Origin of the sequence: Nonomuraea cypriaca (assembly GCF_015645445.1) — a bacterium.
GTDB classification, from domain to species: Bacteria; Actinomycetota; Actinomycetes; order Streptosporangiales; family Streptosporangiaceae; genus Nonomuraea; species Nonomuraea cypriaca.
Window position 1 is genome coordinate 19,437 of record NZ_JADOGI010000006.1, and the last position, 16,538, is coordinate 35,974.

The window sequence follows — 16,538 nt, forward strand, 5'->3', positions numbered from 1 at the left end:
GGTACAGAGATTACCGCCACCCTCGCGACGCCGAAGTCACCGGTAAGCGGCCAGTCCGGTCAGCGCCTCCCCCAGCACCAGAGTGTGGATCTCCTGCGTCCCCTCGTACGTCAGCACACTCTCAAGATTGTTCATGTGCCTGATCACAGGGTACTCCAGGGTGATCCCGTTGCCACCCAGGATTGTGCGGGCTTGGCGGGCGATGTCCAGGGCGGCGCGTACGTTGGCCAGCTTGCCGAAGCTGATCTGCCGTGGCTCCAGTCGTCCAGAGTCCTTCAGTTCGCCGAGGTGCAGGGCCGTGAGGCCGGCCTGGGCGGCGCCGACGTACATCCAGGCGAGTTTCTCCTGGGTCAGCTGGAACGCCCCGATCGGCTTGTCGAACTGGATCCGCGTCTTCGCGTAGTCCACCGCGGCCTCGAGGCAGGCGCGGGCGGCGCCCACGACGCCCCAGATGATGCCGAAGCGGGCCTCCGAGAGGCAGGAGAGGGGGCCCTTCAGACCGGTGACGCCGGGCAGGACGGCGGAGGCGGGGAGGCGGAGGTCGTCGAAATAGAGGGATGAGGTGACCGATGCCCTAAGGGAGAGCTTCTTGTGGATCTCAGGGGCGGAGAAGCCGGGGGTGGAGGTAGGTACGACGAAGCCGCGGACGCCTTCGTCGGTCTGGGCCCACACCACGGCGACGTCGGCGATCGAGCCGTTCGTGATCCACATCTTGGCGCCGTTCAGGATCCAGTCGGATCCGTCCTTCTTGGCGTATGTCCGCATGCTTGCGGGGTCGGAGCCGTGGTCCGGTTCCGTCAGGCCGAAGCAGCCGATCGCCTCGCCGGCGGCCATCCGCGGCAGCCACTCCTCTTTCTGCTCATCGGAGCCATATCGCCAGATGGGGAACATCGCCAGCGAACCCTGGACGGACACGAACGAACGCAGCCCCGAGTCGCCCGCCTCCAGCTCGCGGCACGCCACGCCGTACGACACCGCGTCCGTCCCCGCGCAGCCGTATCCCTCCAGGTGCATGCCGAGCAGGCCGAGCGAGCCCAGCGCGGGGGCGAGTTCGCGCGCCGGGAAGGTGGCCTCCTCGAACCAGTCGCCGACGTGGGGAAGGACGCGGTCGGCGACGAAGGACCTGACCGTGTCGCGGATCAGCCGCTGGTCGACGTTGAGCCGGTCGTCCAGGCGTAGCAGGTCGTCCATCGCGGGTCCTCTCCTCATATAAGGGGTTACCAGGGTTCTACCAGGGGGAATCCTGATGTGCGAACACCGGGCGCCAGGGCAGTCTTGAGGCATGAGCGAATACAACGTCAAGAAACTTCGTCGGACGCACAAAGGCAGGATCGTCGCGGGTGTCTGCTCCGGCATCGGAGAGTACGCCGGGATCGACGCGAACATGGTGCGGATCGCGCTGGCGATCACCACGTTGTTCGGCGGTCTGGGCGTCGGTGTCTACCTGATCGGCTGGCTGCTCCTGCCCGAAGAGGGCCGGGACACCTCGATCGTACAGGACCTCATCAGCAAGCAGCAGAACCGCGACACGGACTGGAGCGGCGAGCAGAAGCAGCAGCACTGATCATGCTGTGGCTGTGGCGCGCATCCGTTCCCGAGGCTCGGCCCAGCTCATGGTCAGCACGGCCGCGCAGGTCAGGCCCATGATGCCGGCCGCCGCCACCACCGGCTCAGGGCCGAGTCTCTCCGCCGCGAACCCGCCCGCCAAGATCCCGATCCCCTGTACGGCCATCAGCCCTGACTGTACGAGGCCGAACGCCTGAGCACGACGCTCGGCCGGCACACTCTGGACGAAGGCGGCATTGGCCGCGAGCTGGTACGCCCCGCCGACCCCCGACAGGAACCACGCCCCCAGCACCACGGCCAGCGGCGGCTGCACGGCCGTCACGATCAGCGGCGCGCAGCTCAGCATGGCCAGCCACCCCATGAGTCGCAACCGCCGAGGCGGGGCCACGAACCTGCTGAAAAGGAACGCGCCAACCACCGTCCCGGTCGGCATGGCCGCCATCAGCAGCCCGGTGATGACCGGAATCGGCAGCGTGCCCGTGTAGAGCTTGGCCGCGTATGGAACGGCGATGCCCTCGGGCAGGATGTAGAAGCCGCACAACCACGCGAACAGGACAAGCGTCCGCAGCTTCCGCGACCCGAACACGAGCCCGGCTCCGGCCCGGGTCATGGCCCACATGGAAGGCTTCGCGCCGGCGTGGTCGGTGGCCGGGCGGCGGCGTACGCCGGAAATAAGGATCAACGCGGACGCGAGGAACGTCGCGGCGTCCAGCGCGAGCGCCCGGTAGGGGCCCATGGTGGCGATGGCCGCTCCGCCCGCGGCGAAACCGAGCATCTGTACGGCCTGGTTCGTCATGTTCTGCAGCGCCGAGCCGATGACGTACATGTCGCCTTCGAGCACTTCGGGGAGCAGCGCCGCCCGCGCGGCCGAGAACGGGGCGCTGAGCAGCACCACGAAGAAGACCAGGGCGCAGAGCGCCCAGAACGGCACGCCCGGCACCGCCATCGCGCCCACCAGCACGGCCCTGACGAGGTCGCAGGCCAGCATGACGCCGCGCCGGGCGAACCGGTCCGCCAGCCCCGCGAGCAGCGGCCCCCCGACGATCGACGGGAGGTACGTCAGCGCGTAGACGGCGGCCGTGGCGAGCGGCGAGCCCGTGCGGTCGTAGACGAGGACGGCGAGGGCCACCTGCGCGAGTTGGTCGCCGAGGAGGGAAAAGCCCTGGGCGTACCAGAGTGCCCGGAACTCCCGGATGGCGATGACCTGCCGGTAGGTGACTTGTTGTGCTTCGGCACGGCGATGCCGTCCCGAAGGCCGTCGCGCTCGCATGGCCCCCATTGGACTCCGCTGTGCCTGACTGAGAGTGTTCGGTATGTCACCTAAGGTGCCCGATCATGGGCGGAGTCGCAACCGGAAGCGCTCAACCAAAAGCAAAGGGTTACCAGCCCAGCTCGTGAAGCCTCGCGTCATCGATTCCGAAATGATGACCAACTTCATGGACGACCGTGATGCGGACCTCGGCGATCACGTCCTCCTCTGTATCGCAAATCTGGCATATCGGATTGCGGTAGATCTCGATGCGGTCGGGCAGAACTGCTGAGTACCAGTCGCCGCGTTCGGTGAGGGGGACACCGGTGTACAAGCCGAGCAGGTGGGGCTCAGGCGCGTCATCGACGACCGTGACGACGACATTGCTCATGACGCGCGTGAGGTCAGGGGGGATCGTGTCCAATGCCTCGGCCACGAGTTCCTCGAACTTCTCCCGCGATACCTCAATCACGCTTGCCATTCTGCCCCGCCCGTCCGGTAAGCAAGAAACTGTATGAAGTTCGTTCAGTGGTCAAAGACTGTCATCCAGTCGCGGACCGCGAGGGTCATGGCGGTGCTCCTCGTGGCCGCGGCCGGCGCCTGGCTGGGCATCATCCTCAGCGGCACCGTACGCGCCCAGGTCGGTCCCGTGGAGACCGGCATGTCCCTCCGTCCTGCCTGGAACGGCCAGACGGTCGTCGACGCCAGCCCGCTCGGCACGCTCACGTTTCGGACGCATGACGCGCCGCTCAGGCTGCGCATCGCCCTCGAGAACATCGACCAGGAACGCGCCAGAGCCCTCCTCGAGGACCCGCGCCTGACCGACCGCCTGCCGGGGGTCATCGAGAGCGATCTGATCGACGGCGTGCGCGCCCTCGTCATCCGCTCGCTGCTGTGTGCTGGGGCGGGGGCGCTGATCGCCGTTCTGATGGTCTTCAGACGTCCCAGAGTGGCTCTGCTGGGGCTCCTGGCCGCTTCTGTGGCCCTCGCCGGCACGGGCGTGCTCGCCGTCGCCACCTTCCGCCCGAACTCGCTCGTCGAGCCTCGCTACTCGGGCCTGGTCGCCGCCGCGCCCTCCCTGGTGGGCAGCGCGGAGTCGATCGTGACGCGCTTCGAGTCGTACCGGTCGCAGCTCACAAAACTCGTCACAAACGTCTCCAAGCTGTACGACACCGTCTCGACCCTCCCCTTGTACGACGCCGATCCCAATTCCATCCGAGTCCTCCATGTCTCGGACATCCACATCAATCCCATCGCCTGGAACGTCATCCGCTCACTCAAGGATCAGTTCGCCGTGGACCTGATCGTCGACACAGGCGACATTTCCGACCACGGCACCAAGGCCGAGAACAAGTTCGTGGACGAAATCGGCCGCCTCGACGTCCCGTACGTGTACGTACGCGGCAACCACGACTCCATGACCACCCAGCGAGCGGTCGAAAGGCAGAAGAACGCCATAGTCCTGGACGACAAGACGCGCTCGGTGGCCGGGCTGACCATCTACGGCCTCGGCGATCCCCGCTTCACTCCGGACAAATCGGTCGCGGTCAACTCGGACTCCGCCACCCTGGCCGAGTTCGCCCGAGCCCGCCTTGGTCACGTCGACAAGCCGGACCTGATCGCCGTACACGATCCGGACGTCGGCAAGGGCTTCTCCGGCGCGGCCGCCATGATCCTCGCCGGCCACACCCACGACCGCAAGACGACCATGCTCCCCACGGGCACCCGCATGCTCGTCCAGGGCTCCACGGGAGGCGCCGGGCTGCGCGCACTCGAACACGCCCAGCCCACCCCCGTACAGGCTTCGGTTCTGTACTTCGACAAGGAGACGAAGCGCCTGCGGGCCTGGGACGACATCACACTGGGCGGGCTGGGGGAGCAGTCGGTGTACATCCAGCGTCACGTGGAGCCCAACCCGCAACGTATGATTTCCCCGGAGCCAACGAACGCCCCGTCGCCAACGGGATCGGTCAGCGGCACCGCGTCGCCGAAAGCCGGTTCGCCACTTTGGCATCAAGGGCAATCGTCCCCTATGCTTCAGAGGTCTCCGACGGAAGGCGACAGGGAATCCTGAGCCCCCATCGTCTAGCGGCCTAGGACACCGCCCTTTCAAGGCGGCGGCACGGGTTCGAATCCCGTTGGGGGCACCGCGAGCGCCTGGCGCACCGCAAAACGGCTGGTCCAAGACCACCGCGGAGCTGGTAAGCTAAGCGAGCGCAAACAGCAAGAAACGCAAGGTCCTGTAGAGCAGTTTGGAGTGCTCGCCACCCTGTCAAGGTGGAGGTCGCGGGTTCAAGTCCCGTCAGGACCGCTCTGGGTCAGGTAGCTCAGTTGGTACGAGCGTCCGCCTGAAAAGCGGAAGGTCGGCGGTTCGACCCCGCCCCTGACCACCAGTATTGACCTGCAAGGATGCCCCGAAGCGAAGATCGCTCCGGGGTTCTTTTGTGTCTGCTGACGGCAACGCCAGGCGGACGGTCGCTCCAAGGCCGTCCGGAGTCGGCTCTCACGCGAGGCGCCGATTGCGGTTCACAGCGATCACCTAGCCCGCTGATGGTGCGACCGGCGGAAAATCAGACTTGGTGAACCGGCGGAGCGCGAGCAAGTTACGCGTTCGCGGTACGCCGAATATCGGTGAAGAGGTGGATGTCTTGGGCGTTGAGGTTCCCCAGGTGCTTCTTGCCCAGGCCGGGAATGAGGTGGAGGCGGACGATGCCCTCGTATCCCTGGAAGGTCTTGGGGCGGCGTTCCCGAATAACGATGTTCTTCAGCCAGTAGTCCAGGAAGTCGGCGGCTTGGCGGAGAAGTTCGGTCAGCTTCTTGCGGGCGTCCTCTTGCGTACGTGCGGAGCCTTGAACGCGCTTCACGGTTCCAGCGGTGGTCTGGACGAAGGCGGTGTACCCGTAGCGGCCATCCTTCCGTGGCCAAGGCCGTCTACCCGCTGGAGGAACTCGGCCGAGATCTTCAGTTGGTCGAGACCCGGCCACGCGAGAGGCAAACGGGTGATCAGAGTCATGACCGGTTCTTGACCAGGTTGAATCCAGAACTGCCGCGTGTTGCGGTCACCGTTGCCTCCACCACAGCCCCGGGTTTGCTCGGAGGGGATGACACTCTGTCGAACGTGACCTTGACAACTTCCATGCTAATTTGATCTCTTACATTCGCACTAGTGAGCGATTAGAAGGGATGTGTCGTTGTCCCAACGTCCAGGTTTCCGATTAACCCGCCGCCTCCTCGCCCTCAGCAGTGCGCTGATCGCTGCCGCCGGCCTCGTCGTGGCGAATCCCTCGGCCGCCATGGCCGTCGACTCCATGACCGGCCTCGGTGTCACCTGGGGGCCGCTGGCATCGCGGTGGTCGATGACAAGGTCTTCGTGGCGGCCAACGACCGCATCGTGGTCACGGACACCCAGGGCACGATTAGGGATTCGCTGACCGGGCTGCCCCGGCCATCGGGTCTCGCGCCGGCGGCTGATGGCAGCCGACTGTACGTCGCGTTCAGCGGTTCACACCAGGTGGCCGAGATCGATACGGTGTCCCTTGAGATCATCCGGCGGATCGACGTGGCCGCGTACCCATGTCCGACGAGCCCGGCGCTGTCCGGCAGCCGGCTGTGGATCGGTTATGGCTGCGACTATTCCAGCAATAACGGTCTCGTCGGCCTCGACGTGTCGGCGACGGTTCCGGAGCCGTATCGGTTCCCGATCACCCCGTACGCGGCTCCTCTGGTGGTGGCCGCGGGAAATACGCTGATTATCGGCGAGAAGGGCGTCAGCCCAGCGGATCTGCTGCTCTATGACGTGTCCGGCGCCGTTCCCACTGCACGTGGGATCATCGACGGCCAGACGCACGGCCTCGGGAATCTGCAGGACCTTGCCATCACGACGGACGGCACGGAGGTCATCTCGGCGTTCGGGGCTCCTCGTCGCCTGGAGCGGTGGGATACCACCACTCTGGCGCGAGTCCGTACGTATGAGGGAGGGCCGGAGTTGCCAGGAGGTCTGGCCGCTGTCGAGGTGAGCCCGGATGGTGCGCGCGTCGTGGCTGGCTGGGCCAATATCAGCACGTCATCAGAAGCCAAGCGCATCGCCGTGTACGACGCGGCAACGGCGGAGATCACGTACACGAACGACACCTCGATCGGCGAACTGCTCCCGGGAACCCTGGCCTTTTCTGGCAATGACATCTTCGGCGTCGTCAGGGAGAAGTACACCGATCAGCTTCATCTGTGGCGGATGGATGGAACGACTCTTCCGGTGTCCACGCTCGCCGTGACGGCTCCTTCGCCGGTGCTGACGCTCGAGCCGTTCTCTCTGACAGGCAGACTCGGCTTGGGCGAATCCGATGCGGGTGCCCAGCGTATCACGGTGACCCGCCGACTGTCCGATGGCACCACCAAGGAGCTTCCAGGTGTGACGACAGAGGCGGACGGCACATTCACGGTAACGGACAGCCCACCGGTCCCAGGTCAGATCAAGTACGACATGACCTGGGGCGGGAACTCGGAATTCCGCTGGAGCACGGCCTCGGCGACGACCACGGTACGCAAGCGTGGGTCCTCGATCACGGTGACGGCTCCCCAGCAGCAGATACAGGCGCTCGAACCGGTCACTGTGACCGGCCAGCTCACTCTGTCGGATGGATCGGTTCCTGGCGCGAAGTCGCTGGTGCCTATCCGCTACCCGGTGCCATATCCCGGTGAGGGGCGTGAGGTCCTCCCAGCCGTGATGACGCAGGCGGACGGTACGTTCACCATCACCGACACACCGCCCTTCAGCGGGAGCGTGGTGTACGAGGTGCATTGGGGAGGCGACGAGAAGTTCTACACGAGCATGGACTCGGCGTCGGTTTACGTGACCAAGCGGGACGTGTCGCTGACGCTGTCCGGACCGGCTGCGGAGACCTTGGGCAGGCAGGTCCAGTTCGCCGGAGTGCTGGACGGCGGCGGTCGGCTTCCCGCGGCGGGTTCCCCGATCAAGATCAACCGCGCCGTCACTGACCGCGATGGAACCGTCACCACTACCACGCTGCCATCGGTGCCCATCGCCGACAACGGGTCATTCACCTTCGCCGACACCCCTCCTGCGCGTGGTGAATACGTCTATACCGTCAGATGGCCAGGAGACTGGGCGTTCCTCCCGGCCGAGACGATCACACAAGTCCTTCGGAGGGGTGGGGCCGTTTCTGCTGGAGTGGAGTCGGTCGTGCTTCAGCGGGGAATGCCCATCCGCGCCGCCAGGCCGCGAAGCTCCCGCCCGACCGCCGCCGCCGCCCTGAGCTGGTTAATGAGGACGGCTACCGTTTCGTGGAGCCGGACGTTGTTGCGGGTCAGTTGAACCTACCCCTGCCTACCAGCACTGAACAGCCAAGATGCCCCGAAGTGAAGATCGCTCCGGGGCGTTTTCGTGTCCGCTGACGGCAACAAACGCGGCGGACGATCATCCAGATGAGACTGGATCAGATAATCTGATTTCATGAAGGTGATGACTGCCACCGAAGCGTCTCGCAGCTTCGCGACCGTCCTCGACGAGGCCGAGCGTGGGGAGACGATCGTAGTGACTCGCGGTGGGAAGCAAATCGCCGTGATCGGCCCCGCGCCCACCGCGCCAGGGCGTATGGTCAAGGCGTTTCTGGCCAGAAGCGCGGGGAGACTGGACGCGGACTTCGAGGCTGATGTCGCGGCGGCCCGTGAGGCGATCGACGATGAGATGAGGGGCACGTGGCCCGACGCCTGATCCTGGACACGGGCGTGCTCATCGCCGCCGAGCGAGGCAAGGCACCCGTGGACGCCATGATCGAAGACGCCGATGACGTGGCCATTGCGGCGATCACTGTGGCCGAACTGCTCGTCGGTGTGGAGATGGCCGATGCGGCCCGGCGACCCAATCGGCAGGCCTTCGTGGACGAAGTCCTGGCGTTGATTCCCGTCGAGGAGTACACAACGGACGTCGCCAGAGTCCATGCTCGTCTCATGGCGCATGTCCGACGAGAAGGTAAATCTCGGGGAGCGTACGATCTGCTGATCGCAGCGACGGCCGCGGCCACTGCGAGAACAGTGATCACAATGGACGCCTCGGCCGCCTTCGATGATCTTCCAGGCGTCCGCGCACAGGTGGTTCCTCGCTGAGTGACGACGGCAACCCTGACGGCAACGTCGGCCACCAACACCACACCTAGGGCACTCTTGGCCACCCGTCGGCACCTGGTCGAGGCGGCCCATCAGCCTGATCGCCACACCTGAAAAGCGGAAGGTCGGCAGTTCAACCCGGCCCCTGACCACCAGCTTTGAACAGCAAGAATGCACCGAATGAAGTGTTGTTCGGGGCTCTTTGATCTCTACTGGGCCCCCATGGTCTGCATCCACGCTGCCCTGGGATCATGGATATCGCCCAGGGCAGCACTTTCCATAGGGTCAGGGATCTCCTTGCCCATAGGATTACGGGCGCCCTCGGACCGTGACGTTGTGCGTGCCGCGCGTGTACATGAACACGTTCGTGCCATTCCACCGGACCTCGTACATGTGCTCACCGCCCACTGTGGGGGTGTCGACGAAGCCGAACGATCCGTCGCTGTTCGTGTTCACCGTCCCCACCAACTGCAGGTCTCCGTCAGGGACGGTCCGATACACCACGAGAAAGGCGCCCGGTGGAGGAGTTTGATCGCCTGCGTCCAGTACGCCGCTGAACGAAAGTTGTTTGCCGACCGTCCCTGTCTTGGGTCCGGACAAGGTGATCGAGGATGGGTGCCTGGCCACGGTGACGGTGGTAGAGGTCCGGCTCCATCGGAAGTCCGCGTTGCCGTCCCAGAGCGCCTCGTACGTGATCGACCCGGAGATCGGCGGGGTGTCGGTGAAGGTGACCGCGCCGTCCGCGGTGGTTGTCACGCCCGGAATCGTGGTACTGGTGCCGTCGGAAAGTTTCCGGGTCACCACGAGTGGTTGCGGCCCGGGAGCCGAGCCGTCCGCCAGCGTGAGCGTACCGGTCGCGGTGATCGGAACGAGGGCGGTTCCTGTGGATGGAGCCGTCAACTCCAGCGTGGATCCAGGGAGTGTGGCGCCTTCCGCTCGCCACAGGCGCAGTCGCCGTTGGGACGTCGTCTCCTCCAGCACGGCGAAGACGTCGGTGCCTGAGAAGGCGAGCGTACCGGTGACTGGCGAGGCGTAGGAGGAGAAGACCCGGTAGGTCTGCGCCGTCGTCCCCATGTCGTACATGGTGATGCCCGTGCCGGTCGTCTGGGTGGTCGCCAGGTGAGTGCCGTCCGGGCTGATCGCGACGGAGTTGGCACCGCCTTCGAAGGACAGGGTCTTGGTCAGGCTGGTGGTGTCCCATCCGTCAAGATTGTTCAGAATGACCATCGAGCCGTCGGAGGTGATCGCCAGGTCGGACATGACCAAGGAATTTTCGAAGCCGTTGACGATGCCTCGCTGGACGGGATTCGTACCGCTCACGTCGTACATCATGAGGTCGCACGCGCTGAGGCCGGTCTCGCCGACGGCGAGGGTGCCCCCGGCGGCGGCGACGAGCGGGGCGTTGTAGATGTTGCCCACAACCGGCGTCGGCCCCGGTGCGGCAGCCGACAGATCGAGGCCGAAAGCGCCGCCGTTGAACGTGTTGCCGCAGCCGTAGCCGACCCACAGCCGATCACCGGACAACGTCAGGTTCGACGGACACGGGTGAGGAGCCACGTCTATCCGCCGGATGACGGCGAGGGAGTCCGTGTCGATCTCGGCCACCTGTTGTGCGCCGCTCAGCGCCACGAACATGCGCGTGTTGTCCGGCGTCATCGCTAGGCCGGACGCGCCGGGCAGGTCGTTGATCGTGTTAGTGATGGTGCCGCGGGAGTCGGCGACGATGATCTGGTCATCCCCGGAGACGAAGACCTTGCCACCGCCTGCGGCCACATCGCGGGCCTTTGTCATCCCGTCGAGGTAGGTCATGGAGTCGGCGGCCGACACCGGTGGGGCGACGGCGACGGTCAGGCCGGCGGCGATGGCCAGGGCACTGCTGAGAGCGATCAACCGGGTGATCAACGAGGTGCCGGCACGAGCTGGCTCTGGAGGTAATGGACGCACATGAACTCCACTTTGAGAAACGAAATTACGGCTTACAGGACCGAGCCGGTCCACAGCTTGCGCGCGGCGTCGTAGATCTCCCGTACGTCACCGTCGAAGTACGGGAGAAGGCACTCGTGTCGTCCGGAGCACAGCCGGCCTGCGGCTGACACTCCTGATCCACGCTTCATACGCCGTCTCCCGATCTGGTCAAGATCTCCAAGCTGAGCCACCCCGCAATGACGCCATGGCCTGGCATATCAGTCAAGGAACACAAAGTGACCTTCCTCTAGATTCGAACACGCGCTCTAAGACTCCAGGCAAGTGCCCTCCGCTGCGGAGATCCGCTTGGTGTCGATCATTGAGCCACGCCCGGCGATGATTACATTCCGTGATAACGGCAGGTCGCAGACGATGATGTGTGGCCCTATTGTTACTTGATCATCGTAGAAGCGAGATCGATGTCCCCGGCGCGGACAATCATTGCGAGATGCCGGGCGACATGAGCGCCGGATTAAGGAGCTTGACAGGTGACCATGGCCCAGGTGACAGCAGTGCTGCCAGCAACGTCCACACGCGTCGGCAAATCTGTGGCACCGTCCACGTGTGCCTGACCCGGTCTTTATCAGCTGAGCACTGTGATTGCTCCGCCTGAAAAGCTGGCGACCTAGAAAGCTATCTCCGCATGAACGGGATGTCGTAGGCAGGCGGTTGGCCGTTCATCAGCTCGCTCAGGTCCTCATCGGTGAGTGCAAGATCGAAGGCGTTGCCTGCTTGCCGCGGATCCCAGCCCTGATCGAGCGCCATACGTATGGTGGCCGTCACAAGCGCCGGCCGTATGGCCATCGTCCGTTCTCCCCACCACGCGTCTGGCCGTGAGCAGGGAAGTGACACCAGAAGGACGCGACCCGACGCGCTGGCCAGTTCCACCGCGAACGTCATCGGGCTCCAGCTGTTCCCCTGGCAATACGTGGGCTTACGACGGACGTGCCAGCGGAATGCGGTGCCGTCAATGGTGATGAGCCGTGAGCCCTTCTTCGGGATCGCTATGAGCAACCTCCTGCTCTGTTCCGTCGTTGTTCCGTGGGATGGCCGAGAACAGTGAGAAACGAAGAGAGTCAGCCGCAACAGTAACCCCTGGTCATGCTCCTGATCGACAGGTTTCCGCAGCTGGCTACGGAGATCACCCAATTCTGCGAGGGCGGAACGCAATGAGGGCTCAGAGAGGGTATGAGATGGCCGGACCGCAGGTCAGACGCCCTCTGGCGACGCCAACCCTGGTCTCGGCCGATGCCTTTGTTGAAGTGCTGAACGCAGGGAGATGTCGCTGGCATCCGATTGGATGAGGCTCATGACTGCTCACGATGTGGCGCGTCTGCTTCCCGGGATCCCGAAGCTCCGTGATCTGTGCCGGTCCATGGCAGTGCTGGAGGCCATCCTGAGCCCGGAATGGTCCATCCGCTACCACTCCTACGACGCCGACTGGGGGCCTGGGGAGGAGATGGCCTCGATGAGTAACGGCTCGGGAGACGAACACTCCATTGTCTTCGCTGCGGCGGGTGCGTACATCCGCGGCTTCGCCCACGAGGCGGTGATGAGCCCGTACGGCAATGACGGGCCGTGGCCGGGGGTGCTCGACTCCGTCCCTGAGGTGTTCCGCCGGTGTGTGCAGGAGCCGGCGTTCTGTGACGAGGACGGTATGTCGGTCGTGACCGCTTGCCTGTGGCGTGAGGCCGGTGATAACTGCTGGCGGGTGGGTGCGATTGACTATCCGGACGGCGTGAGCGATCCCGATGGGGCGGCGTATCTGTTCGCACGGCTCGTCGATCCGTCTCCGGAGGCGTTCCGGCGGTTCGCGGAGGACTACTACGAAGTACCTGTGGATCTCGATGCGGTGCGGCACGTCTATGCCCTCCGTCCGCTGACGCAGGCGGTGGTCACTGCGCTGAACGCTGGCCTTCCCGTGGAGGACGTCGCCGACGACCTTGCGGCAGCCCGGTATCCGTCCGTTGTCGGCTGACAAGCTGGAAGACCCGCTTGCCCCGTGCTGAGCTGGGCGACAACAGCGCCGAAGTGCGTTGGGCAGAGTGCTACAGATGCCTGGCTCACCGGTGTGGCTAGGGCGATCGACGGCGGGGCCCGACGGAGGGTCCGGCACGGGTGACCTGCCGGCCTCGTCGCCGGCGCTTCCATCCTCGATGCAGGTTGTGGGTGGGCTGTCTTCGCGACGGAGGCCTCCTGCTGTTGGACGTCCGCGAAGAGCAAGGGTCTCGCGAACGAGCGGATGGAGTGCCACGTGAGCATCGAGCAAGCGAGCTACGAATTCACAATGCGGCCATGGAGCGCGACGGAGCTCCGGCGCCGGCTAGGGGCTGCAGGCTAGATGAAAGAGCTGAGGGTCTGTAAGTTTGGCGTAGACGTAAGAATGAATGGGAGTTACTGTTAGGGCGACAGATGATGGGTCCCTGGTTGCACGTTCTTGCCTTATTGACTGGGTTTGGTCAGTACGCCGGCTCTGGCGACGGTGAATGTGGAGCGTAATGCGTAGCAAGAGGGTTCTGCGCCGCCCATTGGACGATCTTCTCACGAGGCGCGCATCTCGCCTTCTAGATTTGGCTGGACAAATAGCGCTGAGTCGTGGTTCTGTCGAGGTGGAGCCGGAGCACATCTTCTCCGCGCTGGTTGCGCTCAACTCCGGAGTGGCCGTGCGCGCGTTGTCCATGCTCTCGGTCGAGATACGAGAAGTCGGTGGCTCGACAGAATCGATGCCGACCGGTCAGCCGTCAGAAGCCCCGGAGATGACCGTGGATTCTGAGAAGGTGCTGCAACTGGCCCGCAAGGAAGCGTACGAATTCGGCCACCACTACATCGGAACCGAGCACGTTCTCCTCGGGCTGTTGCGCCATGAACAGAATCTCTCCACACAACTCCTGAGTAGGGTAGGGGCGGACCTGCCTGCTCTTCGTCGTTGCGTCATCAAAGTTCTGCACAGTTAGCTGATTGAGCTACTCAGATCCGCAACAAAGACAAGAGGGTGGACGAACATGCGGTCTTCCCACTACTTATGACGAGCTATGCAAATATAGCATTGCTTATCGCAAGGCGATTTATGCTGAGCTGGATCCGACGGTTCGCTCCACCCTCTGGGTTCGGCATCTTCGCCAGTATCGACGGGATCACCCTGACATGTCTGTTGAGCAACGCAGAGTCCATGGGGAGATCGAAAGAATGGTGGCGGATGTGCGGACGTTCCGCGCCGACCCCAAAGAGAGCATCGGAGGGTATGAAGCGCTTACTGCTGAGTTGATCGCCGCCTTTGGCAAGGAAGAGGCGCGTGCTCTGGTCGCCACGCTGGGTCCCGTAGAGTCGCCCGCCAATTCAACTCGGGCCGAGTTGATGGTCGCCTGTGAATGTCAGTCTATCCGTCCGCACGACTTCTGTTTCTTTGGGCAATGCAGTGGCCTGCCGAGCTGCACTTGGCAGTCGGGTGGCTGCGGCTGGCTTTATCAGTATCCATGTGACGGCATGTGTACATAACAGTCCGAGATGGAATTCCGCCGGCCGTGGCTATTGAACGAGGTGTTCGACCGGCTGGCGGAGGATGGTCTTCAGCTTCTCTGGGGCGGTCTTGCGGGGCTGGTTGAGGTAGATCTCGTGGTGCCTGCCCGTTGGCCGCAGGCCGTTGGCGTCGAGGTAGGTGTGGTGAAGCTCGTCCAGCACGAGGGTCTCGTCGTCGTAGGGGCCGATGTGCAGCACCTGGGCGCTGGGGCCTTCGTGGAGGGTCAGGTGCCGGAGCCGGGAGATCTCGGGGAGCTTCTTCTTGGCCAGCGCGGTCTGCTTGGCGTCCTCGATCATCTCCTTGGTGATCCGGGAGGGCATGCTGATGAGCATGGTCCAGTTCCAGGCGTCCTTGGCGCGGGTGACGAAGGCGTCGGGCTGGTCCGACCACCACAGCCCTTCCAGCGGGGCGACGACGAAGTCGGCGCCGGTCGTGCGCTTGCCGGCGAACTTGAGGGTGTAGGCGACCGTATAGAGGGCCTCGACGGCGCCGGCGTAGGCGGGTGAGGTGTTCGGATTCCCGGTGCCGTCGATGCCGATGAACTGCTGCTCGGGAACGTCCACGATGGCCCACGCCCTGTTCTTGGGCGCGTAGAGCTCCTTCTGCTCCCGCTTGACGTCGTACGGCGCCATGGGTGTCTCTCTTCCTGGAAGGTGCGCATCGTCCAGCGATGCTCGGTATTGGGCCAGCCACACCTGTTCGGCTGACAGCTGGCTGAGGGTGTGGTCGAAGATCGCGCGTACGAACTCCGGGACGTGCTGCTCCTCGGACGCTGCTCGGCGTACGTGTTCGATGCGCTCGGCGAGCGCATCGGAACGCCGGCCGAGCGCGTCCAGCAGGCGCCCGTGGTCGATGGCCGGCTGGTTGGCCAGCCCGACCAGGACGCGCGGGAAGAGGGGATGGAGCTCCGCGATCGCCTCCTCGGCCGCGATCGCACAAGCCCTGCGGCCCTCGGCGGTCGCGGCGTACACCTTGCGCCCCTTGCCGCTCCCGGGCTGGGATGCGTCGGTCTGGGTGATCAGGCCTCGCTCTCGGAGCTTCGTCAGCAGGTAGTAGATCGAGCTGAACCCGATCTCCGTCCACTCGCGCATTCCTCGCTCATTGATCACTCCCTCCAGCTCATATCCGTGTCGCGGTTGCTCCACCAGCAGGCCGAGCAGCGTCAGCTCGGCCGCGGACAGGCCTGAGTTCATGGAAGTATCCTAGCGCTAGAATAGAGCGGCAGCTCGGCACTTGATCGCCGGGGACATGAAGCTGAAGCTCCCGGATTCGGGGTCAGGCCGGCCGGATCGTTCAGCCGTGCAGCGTGGCGAGGCGATCGGAACGTGGTCTCGGCCGTGGCGCTGTCGAGCGCCCCGGCCAGTTCGAGGTCACGAGTCCGTGCAGGGTCACCGCCGGTACGCGACGGCGAGCGCGTGGAGGCAGGCGCGGAAGCCTGGTCTCAGGCGGGTGCGTCGGTGTCGACGCGGTAGAGGGAATTGAGGAGTGGCCAGGTCAGAGCCGCCATCTGGGCCGGGGTCTGCGGGCATCCGCGCTGGAGCCAGTCGGCGGCCACGCCGATGAGCGCGCCGGCGGCGAAGGCGGAGAGGACGTCGTGCGGCATGTCCGGCGTCGAGCCGGAGGGCTGCGGGAGCTCGCCGGTGGCGGCCTGGTGTACGCGGTTGTGGATGGCCGCGGTGATGCGGCGGCGGATGTGGTCGGCGACGCGTGCGCTGCCCTGCGGTCCGAGCAGGCTGCGGTAGAGGCCCGTGTGCTGGGCCAGGCTGGCGAAGAAGGCCGTGAGCGACTGGGTCCCCTCCCGCGTCGGGTCCGGCGAGCCGGGTCCGGGAGAGGGCAGGGACTCGATCAGGTTGTCGATCATCGCGGTGCAGGCGGCCTCGGCCAGCGCGTGGACGTCCCGGTAGTGATCGTAGAAGGCCGTGCGGCTCACTCCGGCGTGTTCGGCGACGTCGGACACGCTGATCTGGGACAGGTCCTGCTTCTCGGCGAGGTCGAGCAGCGCGCGTGCGAGGGCCGTGCGGGTGCGGCGGACACGCCGGTCGCGGGATGGGGTGTTGCTGTCTCTGCTCGTGGCCACACCGGCAAGTTTACCGTCTGCTTACACATGTTAGTTATCTT

At 64.9% G+C, this 16,538-nt stretch carries 16 protein-coding genes and 3 tRNA genes; 11 read left to right on the forward strand and 8 right to left on the reverse strand.

The features are described from left to right. Nucleotides 1–36: 36 nt before the first annotated feature. Entirely contained in the window at nucleotides 37–1,191 is a 1,155-nt protein-coding gene (locus ITP53_RS03485) for an acyl-CoA dehydrogenase family protein (RefSeq protein ID WP_195893808.1), read from the reverse strand. Between the two features lie 91 nt (nucleotides 1,192–1,282). On the opposite strand from ITP53_RS03485, the gene ITP53_RS03490 reads away from it, so the two are divergent. Then, nucleotides 1,283–1,564: a PspC domain-containing protein gene (locus ITP53_RS03490; RefSeq protein WP_195893809.1), complete on the forward strand. Its 282-nt coding sequence runs from the start codon at nucleotides 1,283–1,285 to the stop codon at nucleotides 1,562–1,564. On the opposite strand, the gene ITP53_RS03495 is transcribed toward ITP53_RS03490, so the two are convergent. Further along, nucleotides 1,565–2,836, reverse strand: a complete 1,272-nt coding sequence (locus ITP53_RS03495; protein WP_236050401.1) for an MFS transporter — start codon at nucleotides 2,834–2,836, stop codon at nucleotides 1,565–1,567. Between the two features lie 109 nt (nucleotides 2,837–2,945). Next, the gene (locus ITP53_RS03500) at nucleotides 2,946–3,296 is read right to left on the reverse strand and encodes a metallopeptidase family protein (RefSeq protein ID WP_207755493.1); all 351 of its coding nucleotides are present in this window, start codon (nucleotides 3,294–3,296) and stop codon (nucleotides 2,946–2,948) included. Between the two features lie 87 nt (nucleotides 3,297–3,383). Here ITP53_RS03500 and ITP53_RS03505 point away from each other — a divergent pair, with 87 nt between their 5' ends. The 4 genes from ITP53_RS03505 to ITP53_RS03520 all read left to right on the forward strand — a co-directional run bounded on the left by ITP53_RS03505 (nucleotide 3,384) and on the right by ITP53_RS03520 (nucleotide 5,208). Next, entirely contained in the window at nucleotides 3,384–4,889 is a 1,506-nt protein-coding gene (locus tag ITP53_RS03505) for a metallophosphoesterase family protein (RefSeq protein ID WP_236050402.1), read from the forward strand. Then, nucleotides 4,890–4,962, forward strand: a tRNA-Glu gene (locus ITP53_RS03510). It abuts the gene before it with no gap. An 89-nt stretch (nucleotides 4,963–5,051) separates the two neighbouring features. Beyond that, a tRNA-Asp gene (locus tag ITP53_RS03515) sits at nucleotides 5,052–5,126 on the forward strand. Between the two features lie 5 nt (nucleotides 5,127–5,131). Further along, a tRNA-Phe gene (locus ITP53_RS03520) sits at nucleotides 5,132–5,208 on the forward strand. A gap of 210 nt (nucleotides 5,209–5,418) precedes the next feature. On the opposite strand, the gene ITP53_RS56960 is transcribed toward ITP53_RS03520, so the two are convergent. Next, entirely contained in the window at nucleotides 5,419–5,679 is a 261-nt protein-coding gene (locus tag ITP53_RS56960; RefSeq protein ID WP_195893813.1) for a tyrosine-type recombinase/integrase, read from the reverse strand. Between the two features lie 485 nt (nucleotides 5,680–6,164). Here ITP53_RS56960 and ITP53_RS03530 point away from each other — a divergent pair, with 485 nt between their 5' ends. The 3 genes from ITP53_RS03530 to ITP53_RS03540 all read left to right on the forward strand — a co-directional run bounded on the left by ITP53_RS03530 (nucleotide 6,165) and on the right by ITP53_RS03540 (nucleotide 8,938). Beyond that, nucleotides 6,165–8,147: a YncE family protein gene (locus tag ITP53_RS03530; protein ID WP_195893814.1), complete on the forward strand. Its 1,983-nt coding sequence runs from the start codon at nucleotides 6,165–6,167 to the stop codon at nucleotides 8,145–8,147. A gap of 138 nt (nucleotides 8,148–8,285) precedes the next feature. Beyond that, nucleotides 8,286–8,546: a type II toxin-antitoxin system Phd/YefM family antitoxin gene (locus ITP53_RS03535; protein WP_195893815.1), complete on the forward strand. Its 261-nt coding sequence runs from the start codon at nucleotides 8,286–8,288 to the stop codon at nucleotides 8,544–8,546. Further along, nucleotides 8,531–8,938 (forward strand): PIN domain-containing protein, encoded by a 408-nt coding sequence (locus ITP53_RS03540; protein WP_195893816.1) that lies wholly within the window; start codon nucleotides 8,531–8,533, stop codon nucleotides 8,936–8,938. Before ITP53_RS03535 ends, ITP53_RS03540 begins: the two co-directional genes overlap by 16 nt. A gap of 309 nt (nucleotides 8,939–9,247) precedes the next feature. Here ITP53_RS03540 and ITP53_RS03545 read toward each other — a convergent pair whose 3' ends face one another. Together ITP53_RS03545 and ITP53_RS03550 are read right to left on the reverse strand one after the other, a co-directional pair. Then, nucleotides 9,248–10,828 (reverse strand): hypothetical protein, encoded by a 1,581-nt coding sequence (locus tag ITP53_RS03545; RefSeq protein WP_195893817.1) that lies wholly within the window; start codon nucleotides 10,826–10,828, stop codon nucleotides 9,248–9,250. Between the two features lie 708 nt (nucleotides 10,829–11,536). Then, the gene (locus tag ITP53_RS03550) at nucleotides 11,537–11,803 is read right to left on the reverse strand and encodes a hypothetical protein (RefSeq protein ID WP_207755494.1); all 267 of its coding nucleotides are present in this window, start codon (nucleotides 11,801–11,803) and stop codon (nucleotides 11,537–11,539) included. Nucleotides 11,804–12,278: 475 nt separating this feature from the next. Here ITP53_RS03550 and ITP53_RS03555 point away from each other — a divergent pair, with 475 nt between their 5' ends. The 3 genes from ITP53_RS03555 (at nucleotide 12,279) to ITP53_RS03565 (ending at nucleotide 14,398) form a co-directional block, all read left to right on the forward strand. Further along, nucleotides 12,279–12,881 (forward strand): hypothetical protein, encoded by a 603-nt coding sequence (locus ITP53_RS03555; RefSeq protein ID WP_236050403.1) that lies wholly within the window; start codon nucleotides 12,279–12,281, stop codon nucleotides 12,879–12,881. A gap of 520 nt (nucleotides 12,882–13,401) precedes the next feature. Next, on the forward strand, nucleotides 13,402–13,857 hold the full coding sequence (locus tag ITP53_RS03560) for a Clp protease N-terminal domain-containing protein (RefSeq protein ID WP_236050404.1): 456 nt from the start codon (nucleotides 13,402–13,404) through the stop codon (nucleotides 13,855–13,857). Nucleotides 13,858–13,861: 4 nt separating this feature from the next. Next, the gene (locus ITP53_RS03565; protein WP_195893820.1) at nucleotides 13,862–14,398 is read left to right on the forward strand and encodes a bacteriocin fulvocin C-related protein; all 537 of its coding nucleotides are present in this window, start codon (nucleotides 13,862–13,864) and stop codon (nucleotides 14,396–14,398) included. Between the two features lie 30 nt (nucleotides 14,399–14,428). On the opposite strand, the gene ITP53_RS03570 is transcribed toward ITP53_RS03565, so the two are convergent. Both ITP53_RS03570 and ITP53_RS03575 read right to left on the reverse strand, forming a co-directional pair. Next, nucleotides 14,429–15,613, reverse strand: a complete 1,185-nt coding sequence (locus ITP53_RS03570) for a GyrI-like domain-containing protein (protein ID WP_195893821.1) — start codon at nucleotides 15,611–15,613, stop codon at nucleotides 14,429–14,431. A gap of 248 nt (nucleotides 15,614–15,861) precedes the next feature. Next, a complete protein-coding gene (locus ITP53_RS03575; RefSeq protein WP_195893822.1) occupies nucleotides 15,862–16,497 on the reverse strand; it encodes a TetR/AcrR family transcriptional regulator in 636 nt (211 codons plus the stop codon). Between the last annotated feature and the right edge of the window lie 41 nt (nucleotides 16,498–16,538).